At 66.0% G+C, this 15,924-nt stretch carries 15 protein-coding genes and 2 pseudogenes; 4 read left to right on the forward strand and 13 right to left on the reverse strand.

Annotation, left to right across the window (positions count from 1 at the left end; all coding sequences use genetic code 11):
* Positions 1-81: 81 nt before the first annotated feature.
* Positions 82-762: pseudogene (locus QHC78_RS04795) on the reverse strand (alkaline phosphatase family protein); the annotation flags it as partial.
* A gap of 36 nt (positions 763-798) precedes the next feature.
* Entirely contained in the window at positions 799-939 is a 141-nt protein-coding gene (locus QHC78_RS04800; protein WP_319742752.1) for a hypothetical protein, read from the reverse strand.
* Between the two features lie 207 nt (positions 940-1,146).
* Between QHC78_RS04800 and QHC78_RS04805 the strand changes: the two genes are divergently transcribed.
* Positions 1,147-2,085, forward strand: a complete 939-nt coding sequence (locus QHC78_RS04805) for a LysR substrate-binding domain-containing protein (RefSeq protein ID WP_319742753.1) — start codon at positions 1,147-1,149, stop codon at positions 2,083-2,085.
* Positions 2,075-3,058: pseudogene (locus tag QHC78_RS04810) on the forward strand (class I adenylate-forming enzyme family protein); the annotation flags it as partial. The gene QHC78_RS04805 and the pseudogene QHC78_RS04810, both read left to right, overlap by 11 nt.
* A gap of 409 nt (positions 3,059-3,467) precedes the next feature.
* Here the strand turns inward: QHC78_RS04810 and QHC78_RS04815 are convergent.
* The 9 genes from QHC78_RS04815 to QHC78_RS04855 are packed head-to-tail and all read right to left on the reverse strand — an operon-like array spanning position 3,468 to position 12,367.
* A complete protein-coding gene (locus tag QHC78_RS04815) occupies positions 3,468-3,845 on the reverse strand; it encodes a RidA family protein (RefSeq protein ID WP_319742754.1) in 378 nt (125 codons plus the stop codon).
* Positions 3,842-4,429 (reverse strand): SRPBCC family protein, encoded by a 588-nt coding sequence (locus QHC78_RS04820; RefSeq protein ID WP_319742755.1) that lies wholly within the window; start codon positions 4,427-4,429, stop codon positions 3,842-3,844. The genes QHC78_RS04815 and QHC78_RS04820 overlap by 4 nt, the downstream gene beginning before the upstream one ends.
* An 11-nt stretch (positions 4,430-4,440) precedes the next feature.
* The gene (locus QHC78_RS04825) at positions 4,441-4,926 is read right to left on the reverse strand and encodes a (2Fe-2S)-binding protein (protein WP_319742756.1); all 486 of its coding nucleotides are present in this window, start codon (positions 4,924-4,926) and stop codon (positions 4,441-4,443) included.
* On the reverse strand, positions 4,923-7,214 hold the full coding sequence (locus QHC78_RS04830) for a xanthine dehydrogenase family protein molybdopterin-binding subunit (RefSeq protein ID WP_319742757.1): 2,292 nt from the start codon (positions 7,212-7,214) through the stop codon (positions 4,923-4,925). The genes QHC78_RS04825 and QHC78_RS04830 overlap by 4 nt, the downstream gene beginning before the upstream one ends.
* Positions 7,211-8,089, reverse strand: coding sequence for an FAD binding domain-containing protein (locus QHC78_RS04835; protein ID WP_319742758.1), 879 nt, complete (start codon positions 8,087-8,089; stop codon positions 7,211-7,213). The genes QHC78_RS04830 and QHC78_RS04835 overlap by 4 nt, the downstream gene beginning before the upstream one ends.
* A gap of 15 nt (positions 8,090-8,104) precedes the next feature.
* Positions 8,105-8,917 (reverse strand): alpha/beta fold hydrolase, encoded by an 813-nt coding sequence (locus tag QHC78_RS04840; RefSeq protein ID WP_319742759.1) that lies wholly within the window; start codon positions 8,915-8,917, stop codon positions 8,105-8,107.
* A gap of 16 nt (positions 8,918-8,933) precedes the next feature.
* A complete protein-coding gene (locus tag QHC78_RS04845) occupies positions 8,934-9,893 on the reverse strand; it encodes a tripartite tricarboxylate transporter substrate binding protein (RefSeq protein ID WP_319742760.1) in 960 nt (319 codons plus the stop codon).
* A 19-nt stretch (positions 9,894-9,912) separates the two neighbouring features.
* Positions 9,913-11,373, reverse strand: a complete 1,461-nt coding sequence (locus QHC78_RS04850; protein ID WP_319742761.1) for a UbiD family decarboxylase — start codon at positions 11,371-11,373, stop codon at positions 9,913-9,915.
* Positions 11,374-11,404: 31 nt separating this feature from the next.
* Positions 11,405-12,367, reverse strand: coding sequence for a Bug family tripartite tricarboxylate transporter substrate binding protein (locus tag QHC78_RS04855; protein WP_319742762.1), 963 nt, complete (start codon positions 12,365-12,367; stop codon positions 11,405-11,407).
* Positions 12,368-12,571: 204 nt separating this feature from the next.
* Between QHC78_RS04855 and QHC78_RS04860 the strand changes: the two genes are divergently transcribed.
* Entirely contained in the window at positions 12,572-13,207 is a 636-nt protein-coding gene (locus QHC78_RS04860) for a UdgX family uracil-DNA binding protein (protein ID WP_319742763.1), read from the forward strand.
* 9 nt (positions 13,208-13,216) lie between these two features.
* On the opposite strand, the gene QHC78_RS04865 is transcribed toward QHC78_RS04860, so the two are convergent.
* Positions 13,217-13,741, reverse strand: coding sequence for a ferritin-like domain-containing protein (locus QHC78_RS04865; protein WP_319742764.1), 525 nt, complete (start codon positions 13,739-13,741; stop codon positions 13,217-13,219).
* Positions 13,742-13,860: 119 nt separating this feature from the next.
* The gene (locus QHC78_RS04870; RefSeq protein ID WP_319742765.1) at positions 13,861-14,865 is read right to left on the reverse strand and encodes an SDR family oxidoreductase; all 1,005 of its coding nucleotides are present in this window, start codon (positions 14,863-14,865) and stop codon (positions 13,861-13,863) included.
* Positions 14,866-14,975: 110 nt separating this feature from the next.
* Between QHC78_RS04870 and QHC78_RS04875 the strand changes: the two genes are divergently transcribed.
* A complete protein-coding gene (locus QHC78_RS04875) occupies positions 14,976-15,863 on the forward strand; it encodes an NAD(P)-dependent oxidoreductase (RefSeq protein WP_319742766.1) in 888 nt (295 codons plus the stop codon).
* Positions 15,864-15,924: the final 61 nt, after the last annotated feature.

Below are 15,924 nucleotides of genomic sequence, written 5' to 3' on the forward strand. Positions count from 1 at the left end.
GCGTTTGATGTCTTCTTCCATCTTCGTGCTCAACGTCGTTTCCTTGATTATGACGTGAGCAGGATTTCACTGGGTCATTACAGCCGCTTCCAGCCGCTCGGCGTAAGTCTTCCAGGTGTAGCCGACCTTGTCGGAATCCGGCAGGCCGCTGATCCAGTCCCATTCATTGTTGACGACCGCGACGTCCTGCGCCGTCGGGCCATTGGTGCCCGTGAGGTGGAATAGGCGGTTGGCGTCGGTGCCCGTGTGCATCGAGCAGTGATACGCATCGCAGATCGTGAATGCGTTGGCCAGCGCGAACTGGAACGGAATCTCTTGTTCCTTGAAGTAGCCCATGGACGTGTCGGTCTTGTGGGCCGCCCACTGGTTCATGCGGCCATGGTCCCACGCTTTCTGGCTATCGGACCAGGAATGAGGGGTGCCGCTGGCCCGCTGGGCATTGTTGGCGGTGCCGTCGAGGTGATAGGGTGTGAGTACGGCGCCGTTGGAGCGCTGTTGCTGCCACACGTTTCGTCCGTTGGCCAAGGGGATGGTGAAGCGGTCGCCGAAACCGCGTACACCCTTGAGCGTGCCGAAGTAATGGTCGAAGGAACGGTTCTCCTGCATGAGGATGACGACGTGTTCGACATCCTGGATGGTACCGGTCTTGTTATTGGCCGGAATGGCCAGGGCTTTGCGGATGCTGGGCGGAAACGCTGCCAGCGCGGCGGCGGCAAAGCCGGCGCCGGCAGTGGTCTGAAGAAATTTGCGACGTGAATTCATGAGGACTCGCGGCATGAGGGTAGGGCGGGGCAGGCGTCAGGGCGCGCAGCGCAGGTCGGGTTTGGCTTGCGCCGGCGGTTCGGCGCCGGGAGCGGAGGGGGAGTCGTCGCCGCCGCCGCAGGCCGCTAGCAGGAAGGCCATGGCCAGTGTGGCCGATAGGGTTCGCACAAGATTCATTGTTGGTATGAGGTGTGTTTTGAAGGAGGGGCGTGTCGCGGCCTATACAACCAGCCGGGGCGAGGGCAGTCTAGGTATGCCAGATGACAGGCGAGTGAAGCCCGGTACCCGGGGCAGCAAGCCGGCTATCTCTACCGGCAGACGGGCGCTTTCGCCGTGGGGCCCGAGGTTATAATCGCCCCCGAGCCCACCGACGGAAGCCCGCGAATGCCCCCCTTCATTCCGCCGCTCAACGCATTGCTCGCTTTCGAGGCGACCGCGCGTCACCTGAGCTTCACCAAGGCGGCCAATGAACTGCATTTGACCCAGGCGGCGATCAGCCACCAGATCCGGTCGCTGGAGGATCGCCTGGGAACCACGTTGTTCGTGCGGGCGCGGGGCAAGATCGCGCTGACCACGGCAGGGGCGGAATACCTCGAGACTGTCAGCCGGCTGTTGGTCGAGCTTTCCACGGCAACGGACCGGGTCAGCCAGGGCGGCAATGAACACACGCTTTCCATCAGCTGCCTTCCCACCTTCGCTACCGAGTGCCTGATCCCGCTGTTGCCCGGGTTCCGGGCAGCCTATCCGCATCTGCGCATCCAGCTGTCGACCACGTCGGTGTTCGACGCTTTCCAGATCAATGCCTACGACGTTGCGATCCGCTATGGGTCCGGCAAGTGGGATGGCGTGAAATGCGACTGGTTGTGCGACGAGTATTTTTTCCCCGCCATGGCGCCCTGCCTGCTGGAGGGGAGGGAAGACCTCGGGGCCCGGGCCATCCTCGCGGATACGACGTGGCTGCGCACGTATTTCACTTCGCTGTACGAGGACGACTGGCCGGAGTGGCTGGTGGCGGCGGAGCTGGAGGACGTGCAGCCGCGAATGGAGCTGGGCATGCACATGCAGCTGACCACCTTGGCCGGTGCAGTTCAAGGCCTCGGGGTGGTGATTGCCCGCACGCCTCTGGTGAATCGCGCGCTGCGCAGCGGCGCCGTGGTGTCGCCGTTCGGTCCGCGCCTGAAGTCGAAGTCCGCCTATTACCTGGCCACGCCGGAAAGCCGCTACGAACACCAGAAGGTGGCGTGTTTCCGGCACTGGCTGCTGGAGCAGGCGGCCGTGCATTTTCGCGTGCAGCCCGAAGCGTTGACCTGCCATGGCGAGTGACTTCGCCCAATTCGTTCGCGCTTGTCTCGAAAGGCAGGCGCGCCGCCATCCCGATCGGCCCGCAGTGGTGGACGTCGCGGCCGGCACGGTGCTGGATTGCCGGACTCTGTACGTACGGGTTTGCGAGCTGGCGAAAACCCTGCGAAGGCCGGATGCCTCCCCGCCGGCGCTATATCTGCTTCCCAGTAGCAACGGTGTGGAAAAGCTGGTGCTGTGGCTGGGCGCCTGGGTGGCAGGGGCGGCGGTGCTCAATGTGGACACCGAGTTCCTGCCGGCCGAGAGGGTGCGGTCGTTGATCGCGGCGGCCCGGCCCACGGGTGTGCTGTCGCTGTCGTCGCAGGGGCCGGCCTGCCGGCCCCTGCATGCGGATCACGGAGGGCGTCCGATGCCGGCGCGGACCGTCCTGGTCAACTGCACATCCGGCACGACCGGCCTACCCAAGCTGGTCTATCACTCCTCCGCGGCCCTGGTGCACAACGGCCGGGTCTCGGCGCGATTGATGGCGCTGGAGGAGGGGGAGCCCTGCCTCGAAGTGCGGTCCATGAACTGGTTTTCGGCGCAGATCCTCAGTCTCATGCCTTTCCTGCTGGTGGGCACGCGGCTGCATGTGGCCCCGGCTTTTTCCGCTTCACGGCTGCATGGGTGGCTGGCAGGCCATCGCATACGTTTCATGCCCATGGTGCCCACCATGGTTCGCATCATGCTCGGCGTATCGCCAGCGCTGCCGGCAACGCTCACCCGGTTTTCCTGTAGTTCGTCGGAGCTCGCTGCGGCTGTCTGGCAGCGCGCCGAAGATGCCTGGGGCATTCCCCTGGTCAACCTCTACGGCAGCTCCGAACTCGGGTGGATCTGCGGATCCGACGCGGCTGCCCGGCGCATCGGGCGAGTAGGGTTCCCGGTCGAAGGTGTCCAGGTCGAGGTGCGGCGCGAAGCCGGCGCGCGTGCTGCCGAGCCAGGCCGCATCCTGGTGTCGAGCCCATACGCGGCCTTGGCCACCCGCACCGTGCACGATGGTGCATTGCACGCCTTCGCGATCCCGGCGGACACTCAGGACCTGGGCTGCTTGGATGCGAGCTGCCGGCTGGCATTGACCGGGCGTGCTGACGACATGATTCTTCGCGGCGGCGTGAACATTCATCCCGGCGAGGTCGAAAAGCATGTGGAGAGCGTGCCCGGCGTCAGGGAGGCCGTGGTATTCGCGGTGGACGATGCCATGTACGGGGCGGTGGTGGGCTGCGCCTTTACCGGCGTGCCCGGCCTGCAGGCCGACGACATCGCCATCCAGCTCGCGACGAGGCTGCCGGCCGCGTGGCAGCCGGTGTACTGGTGGAAGCTCGATAGCATCCCGCTGGGGGCCAACGGGAAGATCTCGCGCCGACAGCTCAGGCAGCGGCTGACCGAGTCGCTTCCGCCACCGCTTGCACCTCGATCAGCGCGCCGAAATGAAGCGATCCCACCGGCACGACCGTGCGGGCGCAGCGGTGCGAGCCAAGGCGCCGTCGATAGAGCTGATTGAATTCGTCCCAGAGGCCGATGTCGGCAAGGTAGACCGTGCATTGCACGAGGTGCGGCAATCCCAGCCCGCCGGATGCCAGTATCGCCTCGACGCGCGTGAAGCAAGTATCGAATTGCGAGGCGAAATCCTGGCCGCGCGGCAGGTCGGGCAGGACGCCTGAGAGGTACACCATGCTCCCCGCCTGCATGGCGTAGACATAGTGCCCGGCGGGCTCGCCCAGGCCGGGAACGGACCAGGCCTTCATGGACGGGGGCCCATGTTGAATCCAATCAGCACGACGGCGGCGAGGGCCACGGCTACGGCCAGATATAGCCAAGTGCGCGAGGAGATTCGAGCAGGGCGCGGGCTGGGCGCGGCAATGGGCGGGGCCTCGGCTTGCGCAGGGCGTTCACGGGTCATGCGTTCGTCCAGGCGTTGGAAGAACTCATCGGCCATCTTCTTGGCAACCCCGTCGATCACCCGCGCGCCGACTTGCGCCAGCTTGCCGCCGACCTGGGCGCGCACCTTGTAGCCGAGCAAGGTGCCGCCCGGCGCGTCGCCAAGGGTGACGCTGGCCGTGCCTTTGCCAAAGCCGGCCGGTCCGCCCGACCCGTTGAAGGTCAGGTCGTAGGACGTATTGTCGACTTTGTTGTGCAAGCTAAGGTCCCCGACGAAACGGGCCTTGATGAATCCGACGGCGGCCACCATCGCGATCTTGTAACTGTCGGGGCCGGTCGTCTCGATCGACTCGCAGCCCGGGATGCAAGCCTTGAGGACTTCCGGATCATTCAGGCTGTTCCAGACTTCCGTGCGGGGAGCGGCAATCAGCCGCTCGGCAACCATCTCCATGCAATGCCTCCTCAGTTCCGGCCGGCCAGCCGCTCGGCGGCCAGGCGCACGGCGGCGATGATCTCGGGGTACGTGCCGCACCGGCACAGGTTGCCGGACAGGTAGTGCTCGATCTGGGCGTCGGTCGGCGAGGGATGCAGCTCGAGCAGCTTGCGGGTCATCATCACGAAGCCCGGGGTGCAGAAGCCGCATTGAAAGGCGCCGGTCTCGATGAAGGCCTGCTGGACAGGATCGACGGGTTCATCGCCGGCCACCGCCGCTTCGATCGTCTCGACCTGCTTGCCCTGCAACTTCCATGCCGGGTAGAGGCAGCCGGAGGCCGGCGCGCCGTCTACGTAGATGGTGCAACAACCACACAATCCCTGGCCGCAGCTTTCCCGGGCGCCTTTCAGCCCGCAGCGGGTCAGGAGATCGACGGCGTTGTCGCGGACGTCCACGTGGTGGCGCTCGGGGCGCCCGTTGAGTGCGAATTCGATGTCGATGTGATGCGTGCTCATGCGTGCTGCTCCTGTTGGGCGCGCAGTCCTTCCCAAATTTTCTCGGGGCGGATGGGCAATTCAGTAATACGTACGCCGACGGCATCCTCGATGGCGGACGCCAGGGCGGGTGCCACGCCGAATGCGCCGCTTTCGCCCACCCCCTTGCCGCCGAACGGGCCGTTCGCCTGCCAGGCATCCACCGCTTCGCGGCCGATGGAACGCGGAATGTCCTGGATGCCGGCGATCTTGTATTCCGAGAGCCCGGCATTGCGTAGCTGACCTTGTTCGTCGAATTCCATTTCCTCCAGCGTGACCGTGCCCAGCTGCATGATGGCGGCGCCGCTGATCTGGGTCTGGACCACCAAGGGGTTCAGCGCAGTCCCGCAATCGACGACGTTCTCCATGCGCAGGATGGTGTACATGCCGGTTTCGGTATCGACCTCCACCTCGATGGCGCAGCCGCCTATCATCCAGTTCGGCGTGATGTCTTCGGATTGGCCGGTGCGTTTGTCGGGAGATTGGTAGGTGGGTTTGTAGACCCCCGTGCCGATGACCGTGCCCGCTTGCATGCCGAACTTCCGGACAAAAAGCGTGCCCAGGTCGGCCGGATCGATCTGCTCGACGCCGACCTCGCGCGCCATGGCTTGCAGCCTGGACAGCGCGTCCTCGGCCGCCAGGCGCACCGCGTGGCCCATGTGGAAGGTCGAGCGCGAGCCCAGCGTCGCCATGTCGTAGGGAGAGGCATCGGTGTCGGCCGCGATGACCGATACCGACTCGGCCGGCACGCCGATGACTTCGGAGACGATCATGGCCATCAGCGTGTTCGATCCCTGGCCCATGTCGACGGTGTTGCACTGGACGCTGCAGCTGCCATCGGCCGCGACCGATATCGCCGCGACCGAAGTGGTGGGAGACACGCAGGCCTTGATGCCTATGCCTATGCCGCGGCCGCGCCGCATGCGGCCCGTTCCGCGTTCGATGCCTTTTTCCCAGCCGAAGCGTTCGGCCAGGCGTGTCAGTACGGCCGGGATGGCGGCGTCTTTCATGACGGTGCCGGTCGCATGCCGCTTGCCGTCGGACAGCACGTTGCGCAGCCGGAATTCGATCGGGTCCAGGCCCATTTCCCGCGCGATGATATCGGCCTGGCTTTCATAGGCCCATACCAGCTGGGGAATGCCGAATCCGCGGAATGCGCCGGCCGGCGGGCGGTTGGTGTAGACCGCCACCGAGGTAACGTCCACGTGCTCGATATTGTAGGGACCCGGTGCGGTGAAACCCGACTTCTGGGTAACGCGCGGGCCGATATCGGCGTAGGCGCCGCCATTCCAGATGACCTCGCAGCGGCGGGCCACGATGCGGCCTTCCTGGGTTACCGCGGTTTCGATGTTGAACGTGGTGGCGTGGCGCGTGATCGTATAGAACTGCTCCGCCATGGTGAGCGCGACGCGAACCGGCCGCCGGCACAGCATGCTGAGCGCGACGGCCAGCGGCTCGAGCTTTACGTACAGCTTGCAACCGAAGCCCCCACCCAGGAAGGCGGTCTTGATGGTGACCTGGTTCTCGCGCCAGCCGAGCAGCCGCGCGATCTCGGTGCGCGCGAAGGACGGCGTCTGGCTGGCGGTATAGATGACGGCATGGGCATGGCGTACGTCCGCGACCGAGACCATGGGTTCGAGCGGGGTGTGCATGACCTGCTGCGTCTTGAAGGTGTGCTTGAACACCCGGTGGGCCTGCCGGAACGCCTGGTCCACGTTGCCTTTCTTGACGCCGAAGGTCAGGGCGACGTTGGTGTCGCGGATCCCGTCCAGGTGTTTGAGGTCGGCGAAAGTGCCCGCGGGCCGCAGCGAATCGTGGACGTAGATGTCCGACGTCATGGCTTGGACTTCGTCGAGCACGGCGGGCAGTTCGTCGATGTCGGCGACCACCAGGCCGGCAGCTTCCTCGGCCACGTGGGGGGATTCCGCAACGACCACCGCCACCGGCTCGCCCACGTAGCGCACTTTGTCTATGGCGAGGATGGGCTGGTCGTGGAAAGCCGGACCGTAGTAGGGCTCGGGAATGATCTTCAGGATGTCCGCGCCGGTATAGACGCCGTGCACACCGGGTACGGCCAGGGCATCGTCGACGTGGACGCCGCGCAGCCGCCCGTGCGCAACGTGGCTGCGCACGATCTTGGCGTACAACATGCCGGGCAGTGCGACGTGGTGGGTGTAGTCGGCGCGGCCGGTCACCTTGTCGACGGCCTCGAGCCGGCGAAGGCCCTTGCCGAGCCGGTTCAGGGAAGAGCGGGGGTGCATTGTGGTCATGCGAGCCTCGTTGCCGGTTTGGCGGTTTGCAGGGCTTCTTCGAACACATCGGGAAGAAAGGCGCGTAGCAGCGCCTGTTTGTACTCGGTGGAACCGTGGCTATCGGGAATCAGCTGCGCCTCGGAAACCGCGGTGTCGGCCGCGCGGCGTCCCAGCTCGGCCGACCACGCCTGGCCCGCGAGCAGCGCTTCCGTTCGGGCGAGCCGGGTGGGACGATCGGTCGCGGCGCCAATGAACAGGCGTACCCGGTCGAGCCGGCTGCCGGCGGCCTCGAAGGCCGCGGCAATGCCCAGCGTGGGCCAGTCATGGCGCGCGCGGGTAGTGATTTTCTTGTAGCTGGCACAGGTGGGCTGGGCCGGAAGGACCAGGCCGACGATCAGCTCGTCGGCTTGCAGCGCGGTCTCGTAATAGCCGCGGTAAAGCTGTTCGACCGGAATGTCGCGGCTGCCTCGCAGGCTGCGCACGGTCACACGCGCATCGAGGGCGCTGAGCAGCGGCGGCAGGTCCATGTGCGGATCGCCGTGCGAGAGATAGCCGCCTATCATGGCGACGTTGCGGACCCGCGGGTTTGCCAGCGTGGTGAAGACCCGGGCCAGCACGGGATGCGAGGCCAGCAGGCCGGCGTGGTGCTCCATTTCCCCGAGGGTGACGAATCCGTCGATCTGCGCCTCGCCTTCCGGGCTCAGCCGGATCTGCGCAAGCGACTGGCGCAGGCCTTCCAGGCTGACCAGGGAATCGACGTTCAGTATGCCGGCGCGTCGCATCAGGGAAAGCGCCGTCGAGCCGCTTGCGGGACGCCCGGCGAAACCGGGCGCCGAGAGCATCTGCAGCGCTTCGTCGAGGGAAGCCGGTTGAAGCAATTCGAAAGAAGACATGGGTGATTCCTCCGGCTAGGTCCGCGCCAGTTCAAGCAGGCTGGCCGCGACATCGTCCGGACACTCGAGCGGGGACAAATGACGCGCATGGGGGAGTACGCGCATGCGGGAAGCCGGGATCGCGTCGGCCAGCTGCCGGGCCATGGCGACCGGCGTCGCGTAGTCCTCTTCGCCGACCAGGATATGGGTCGGCGCCGAAATGCCGGCAAGCCCGGCGCGTAAGTCCATGCTGCCGAGCATGCGGCAGGTTTCGCGATAGGCCGGCACGTCATTGGCAAGAAAGACTTGCTTGCAGTGCGCCACGATATCGGGATGGTCGCGGCGGAAGTCGTCGGTGAACCAGCGCGTTTCCTGGAAGGCGATCAGGCTGCCCAGCCCTTCCTGCACCGCTTTTTGCCCGCGCGCCTCCCAATCGGCCGGCGCATTCGCGCCATACCAGGCTGTCGTGTCGAATAGCCCCAACGCCGCCGTGCGGGCGGGGTGGTGGATGCCAAAGGCAAGGGCGACGCTGCCGCCCATGGAGGCGCCGCCTACTACGGCGGCGTCCCAGCCCAGGGCATCGAGTACCGCGGCGAGGTCGTCGGCGAAGGTTTCGACGCGGTAGGGACCGGCAGGCTTGGCGGACTTTCCGTGTCCGCGAGCGTCGATCGCGACGACGGCCGCGTGGTCGTTCAAGCGGGCCGCAACGGGATCCCAGAAGCTGTGGTCCATGGCCAGCGAATGGACCAGCGCGATGCGCCGCGGGGCTCGAGGCTTGCCGTGGACCGCATAGGCGATGCGGCTGCCGTCGGCGGCGTGGGTGTACTGCAGAGGCGATTCGGAAGTCATGGCTCTTTGCTCGTTGTCAATCGACCTTGCCGATGCGTTGCACGGTCTGGATCAGTCCGCTGGCGTCTTGCTGCCAATACTTGGTGAAGTCGGTGGTATCGAGGTATTTGATCGGCAGTCCGGCGCCTTCGATCGTCTTCTTGACTCGCGCGTCTTCCACCGCGAACCGGGCTGCATCCCCCAGCTTTTCGAGCGCGTCCCGCGGCGTACCGGAGGGCGCGAACAAGCCGCTCCATTGGTAGAACTCGAGGTCGTAGCCCAGTGACTTGAGGCTGGGCAGGTCGGGAAACGCCTCGATCGGCTCGTCGCCCCAATGCGCCAGTACGCGCACCGCGCCGCTGTCGACGTGCTGCTTGACTGAGGCCGGGGAGGCCGCCACGGCCTGGATCTGGTTGCCCAGCAAGCCCAGCAGGGCGGGCCCGGCGCCGCCGTAGGGAACGTGGAGTGTCTTCAGGCCCGCTGCATTGGCCAGCGACGCCATGTACATGTGCAGCGTGCCATATACGCCCGAGGAGCCATAGCTGATCTGTTCCTTGCGGCCGTACTCGATGAAATCCTTGATGGTCTTCCATGGACTGTCGGCGCGGACCGCGAGCACCGTGGGGTCGGCCGTGATGCGCGCGATCGGCGTCAACTGATCGAGTTGGTACATCGGCTGGCGTCCGATCAGCTTGTCCGCCGTTGGCATGCTGGAAATCGAGGGCAGGCTGATCAGAATGGTGTAGCCATTGGGGGTGGCGCGGGCAACGTGGGCGATGCCGACCGCGCCACCCGAGCCGGGCTTGTTCTCGACGACCACGGGCTGGCCCAGTTTGCGCGACATCGCTTCGGCCACGGGCCGGGCGACGGTATCGGCCACGCCGCCGGGCGCGAAGGGCACGACCATCGTAATGGCCCGGCTGGGCCACTCGGCGGCATGGGCCGGCCCGGTGGCAGCCGCGGTGGCCAGGGCCACTGCCAACAGATGCTTGTTCATGTTGCTCCTCCGGTTGGATTCATTCTTCGAGCAGGTGTCCCCACTTCTGGCGAGTGGCAGCCTGCAGTGCCTTGCTCGCTTCGGCCACCTCTGGAAAGCGGCCGAGGTAGTCGTAGGGCCGGCAGGCATCGATGACGGCCTTCGAGTTGAAGGGGGTGTCCGTGCCGAAAGTGACGAACATGGGGTCGTTCTTCGATCCCATGCCGCGTTTCACGACATCGATGTCGCGCTCGGGATCGGCACGCGTGGCCACCGCCCACATGACCTCCTGCAGATTGGCCGGGTCGATGTCCTCGTCCACGACCACTGCCCATCGCGACATGTAGGCACCGACGCCGCAATTGAGCAGCAGATGTCCCGCCTGGCGCGCGTGCCCCGGGTAGCGCTGCCTGATCGACACGACGTTGAACATGCGCGCACCGCCGATTTCGTGCGCCCACACCGACTGCACGTCCGGAACGCCGCCGGCCTGCAGGGCGTCCATCAACAGCGCGGACCGCATGACCGCTTTCGAGTAGGAATAGTCGTTGGGCGGCTTGGCCGGCGGACTGCCCAGCAGAATGGGAGCGGAACGGTAGTAGATGCGCTCGATCGTGACGACGGGCGAGACGCCCTGCTTGCCGGGGTAGTAGCCATGGAACTCGCCGAACGGGCCTTCCTCTTTCATATCGCCCGGCTGGGCCCAGCCCTCCAGCACGATCTCGGCGCACGAGGGGAAGGGCAGGCCGGTAACCTGGCCGCGCACGACTTCCACCGGCTGTCCCAGGATGGCGCCGATGTAGTTGTATTCGCACATGCCATAGGGAACTTCGATGCCCGAGATGGTGTAGCCCAGCGGGTCGCAACCCAGCACGATCGCCACCGGGAATGGCTTGCCCGCGGCGACGTGCTTGTCGTACTGGATGGCGCCGTGCTTGCCGGGAATCATGTCCAGGCCCACGTGGTTGCGGTCGTGGACCATGACGCGATAAGTGCCTACGTTGACCCAGTCGGAATCGAGGTCGCGCGTCACCACCATGCAGCCCGTGCCGATGTAGCGGCCACCGTCCTTTTCGTGCCAGAGCGGCGCGGGAAAAGCCGCCACGTCGAGGGCGTCTGCGGCCATCACGTTTTCGAATACCTTGCCCTCGGCCACCTCGACGGGGGGGTATTCGCTGGCGCGGCTTTTCCACGCTTGCGGTTTGCCGCGCAGCCGGGCGACCAGGTCGCCATGGCTGCCGACCTCGCCCAGGCGCAGTATGTGCGCCAACCGCACCGCGTTCGACGTGGTGCAGGTGAGCACGCGGTATCCGGGGGCATAGCCCGGGATGTCGTCGAACAGCAAGGCTTTGGGATCCGCTTTCTTGACGTTCAGCTCGGCGATGGCGCCCAGTTCCAGCCGCCAGTCCGCACCGGAGACATGCTTGAGTTGCTTCATCGCGCCGACTTGGTCGAGCCAGCGCCGCAGATCCAGGCCGTTTGCGTTGCGCACAGTCGTCATTCCTGTTCCTGGTGGTGGCCGCGAACGCGTGTCAGGGCTCGATCCGCGCGCGCTCGATGACGTCGCGGACGTTTTTCAGGTCGAACTCGATGCGCTGCTTGAATTCGGCCGGCGGCATGCCGCCGACGGTCGCACCGGCATCGGCAAAGCGCTGCCGCACTTCCTTGTCCGCCAGCGTGCCGGCGACTTCCCGATGCAGTTTCTCGACGATCGCATCGGGCGTGTTCTTGGGAGCGAACATGCCGACCCAGTTGGATGCGTCGACCCGTGGCACGCCGGCACTCTGGGCGGTTTTCCATTCAGGGTGATCGGCCATGGTGCGTTGGGTCAGCAAACCGACGACGGCAACCCGCCCGGTCTTGACGTGGGGCAGTACCGCGGGCACCGCCACCACGCCCAGGGGCACTTCGCCGGCCGCGATGGCAGCGACCGCCGGCGCGCCCCCCTTATAGGGCACGTGCATGAGCTTGACCCCGGCTTCCAGCGCGAACCATTCGCCGGCGAGGTGGTTATAGCTGCCGGCGCCGGGTGACGAGAACGCCAGCGCCTCCGGTTTGGCCTTCCCCGCCTTGATGACGTCGTCGAATGTCTTGTAGGGCGTGGCGGCATTGGCGACCAGCAACAGCGGCGTGTCGCTGACCAAGGTAATGGGCTTGAAATCGCGTTCCAGGTCGTAGGGAACGTTCTTGAACAGCGCCGGATTGACCGAGAACTCGCCGGTGTGGGCCATGAGCAGCGTATAGCCGTCGGCCGGGGCTTGCGCGACGTAGTTCACGGCAATGAATCCATTGCCCCCGGGCTTGTTCTCGACGATCACGTTCCAGCCCAGTCGCTCGGTCAGCTTTTGCGCCAGCAGGCGTGCCGTCACATCCACCACGCCGCCGGCTGCGAACGGTACGACCATGCGTATCGGCCGATTGGGGTAATCCTGCGCGTGGACAGCGCTCGCGGTGATCGTCAGGAGCGCGCAAGCAAGTGTTCTCGGTGTTTTCACTGGGGTCTCCGCCAAGATGCGCCGGATCGGTCATCCGGTCTGTAGGTCGGGCAAATTGTGCCGACCTCGTCCGGTCGAGCCAAATGAAATGTCCTTATGGCAGGCATGAGGATTTTTATTGGGCTGCGCCGGGCGGCGCGTGTGCGGTGGCAGCGTCCGGGCATGCGCCTTGCCTGCGGCCCCGGCAACGCATAGGAGTCAACGATGGCGGCGCATAGCGATACCGTGGCCGACGTAACGGTGATCCCCGACCAGCAGCCCGCCAGCCTGGAGGCGTGCAGGCGCTGCCGGTTATGGCACGACGCCACGCAAGGGGTAGCGGGAGAAGGGCCGCGGCAGGCCCCCATCATGATGGTGGGGGAGCAGCCGGGCGATAAGGAGGACCTGGCCGGCAAGCCTTTCGTCGGGCCGGCGGGTGCGTTGCTCGATGCCGCACTGGCCGATGCCGGCGTGGACCGCGACGATGTCTTTGTCACCAACGCGGTCAAGCATTTCAAGTGGTCGCTGCGCGGCAAGCGCCGCATGCACAAGACCCCCGGGCAGCGAGAGATCGAGGCTTGCCGGTACTGGTTGGAGAAGGAGTATGCCGCCGTTGATCCGCGGGTCGTGGTGGCGCTGGGCGCGACGGCGCTGAAATCCGTCTTGCACGATTACCGGGCCGGACTGCGGATGAACTTGGGAAAAGTCTTGTCCTGCGAGGGGCGGCTGGTCGTGCCGACCTACCATCCCTCTTATGCTCTACGCGCGCCCGACGAAGCGTCGCGGCACGAGGCCTACGGCACTATCGTGGACGCGCTTCGGCACGCTGGCCGGCTGGTACGCCAGCACGACCGCCGGTAGTACCGGACTTCAGCGCTTGGCCTGGGCCCCCGGGACGCGGGACAGTTCCAGGTAGCGCGCGGCGATCGAGTCCTGGTGTCGTTCCAGCCAATCGGCCATGGCTTCTTCTTCTGCAAGGATGCGTTCGCAGACCTGCTGCGTTTCCGTATCGCCGACGGTGCGTGCGGCGCCGATCAGGTTGCGGTAGGCCGCGATCTCGAGGTGCTCGAACGCGTAGCTGAACATGGCGCCTTTGACCACTTCGTCGGTGGCGAACATGCCAGAGAGGCCTTGCCCCATGGCTACGGCCTTGCCTACCAGATCCTTCAGGGACGAGGTATCTCCACCGCGCCGTTCTATGCAGGTGGCGAGCAAGCGGGCCTGCTGTCTCGTTTCCTCCAGATGCTGTTCGATCCGCAGCTTCAGGTCGGGATAGTTTTCCAGGCGGCGCGCCATGGACGTCAACATGGTTTCGGCCTGTTGTTCCATGGCGTGGGCATCGCGCAGCCAATCCATGAAATGCTCGACGGCGACGTCATCGGTACGAGGGTCCATTTTCGCTCTCCGTTGTGTATCGAAAGGGCGTCGGCCATGTGCGATGGCCTGCCGCCACTTCCTCTGCAGATTTCATGCCTGGGCAGGCCGCGCGGCCGGGCCCGGATGGGTGCACGGCTTTACGGGCGCCGCGAGTGCGCCGCGCCGATCGCCGCGCCGACCAGCAATGCCGCGCAGGCGGCTGCCAGCAGCGGACCCCGGCCGCGGGTAGCCATATGCGTGTAGGCGCTGTGGCGAAGCACGCGTCCCGGCTGCACCGGCTCGGCCCCGTTGCCGGGCGCTTCCAGCCCATCCTGGCGAGCGCGGGCCGGGATGGTGGTGCGCTGGTGGTCGATGAGCCAATGCGTCATCTTGTCGGCCAGACGCGGCATGCGCTGCCCCAGCTGGCCGATCGCCTTGGCGGCGCCGCCGACGTAGATGTCGCGCCGGGGATGTTCCGCGGCGTAGAGGATGGCGCGGGCGGCGACCTCGGGCGCATACACCGGCGGTGGCAGCCTCGGTTCGACATCCATGTAGTTGCGGGCGTTGACGGTAAAGCGCGTGGCGATCGAAGCGGGTTTGACCAGCGTGACCGACACCGGTACGCCTTCTGCTTCCAGCTCCATGCGCAGGGCGTCGGTGAATCCTTTGACCGCGTGCTTGGAGGCCGAGTAGGCGCCCTGCAGCGGCACGGCGCGGTCCGAGACCTCGCTGCCGACGTTGATGAGGGCGCCGCCATGCCTGCGCAGGTGTGCGGTCGCAATCACTGAACCGTAGACGACACCCCAGTAGTTCGTGTCGAAAAGCTTGCGTTGATCGTCGAGCGGGACATCCTCGATCCTGCCGAAGATCGATACGCCTGCATTGTTGATCCAGGTATCCACCTGGCCGTAGGTATCGATTGCTGTCTGCAGCAGCCGCTCATGGTCTTCGCGGCGGCCTACGTCCATCTGGACCGCTACGGCATCCCCGCCCGCCGTGCGCAGTTCCTCCACGAGTTTGTCCAGTTGTTCTTTGTCGCGGCAGGCGAGTACCAGCCGCGCCCCGTGGAGGGCAGCTTCGCGCGCGGTGGCCAGGCCGATGCCGCTGCTGGCGCCGGTAATGACCACAACCTGGTCGGCAAGTCTTTTCAAGCGGTATTTCATGTCGGCTCTCCTGTCTAAGGGGCAGGGGGACGCTTGCGCAGGTAACGTGCCCGGAAAGCCGAGACGGCTGGCGCTATCATGCGCGGACGGCCATTCATCAGGAGTTTGCTATGCGCCCGCCCCAGCATTTCGGATTTATCGGCCTCGGCAACATGGGCTTGCCCATGGCGCGCCGCCTTCTCGCCGCCGGTTATCCGCTCACGGTATGGAACCGGAGCCCGGCCCGCTCGGCGGAACTGGGCCGTGCCGGCGCCCATGTTGCGGCAAATCCCGCGGAGGTGCTGCAGGCCGCCGAGATCGTCGGCATCTGCGTCAAGGATGGCGCTGCGGTGGAGGCAGTGGTGTTCGGGCCCGGCGGGCTGGCAAGCGCGGGCCGTGCGGCATCGCCCCGGGTCGTGGTGGACTTCTCGACCATCGCGCCGGCCCATGCCCGCGACATCGGGCGCCGCCTGGAGGAAAGAACCGGCGCCGCGTGGCTGGATGCTCCAGTGTCGGGGGGCGTGCCGGGTGCGGAGCAGGGTAGCTTGATCTGCTTTGTCGGCGGCGAGGCAGTGGATCTGGAGCGGGCGCGTCCGTTTCTCGCGGCACTGACGTCGCGGGTGACTCACATGGGGCCGGCCGGCGCAGGCCAAACCACCAAGATCTGCAATCAGATGATCGTCGCCGTCAACGTGCTCACCATCGCCGAGACCTATGGGCTGGCCCGGCGCGCGGGCGTGAACGTCGGCAGCCTGGCGCAGGCGCTGGCCGGCGGTTTCGCCGACTCGCAGCCGTTGCAGATCTTCGGCCCTGCCATGGCTTCCCGGCAGTTCCAGCCGACCCGCACAGCGGTCGAGCTGATGGCCAAGGACATCGGAATCTCGCAGGACATGGCGGCCGCGTTGCAGGCCGACACGCCAGTATCCGCTTTCTGTTCCCAACTGTATGCGCGCATCCGGGAACAGGACCCGGCGCTGTTCGATAGAGACGTCTCGGCCCTCGTGCAGCGGTACGGCTGACCCCCCGCCCCATTCACGGTTTCTTCATCGATGTAACAGCGCTCAAGCGGCGCGCGGCCAC

Source organism: Pigmentiphaga sp. (assembly GCF_033795525.1).
GTDB lineage: Bacteria > Pseudomonadota > Gammaproteobacteria > Burkholderiales > Burkholderiaceae_B > Pigmentiphaga.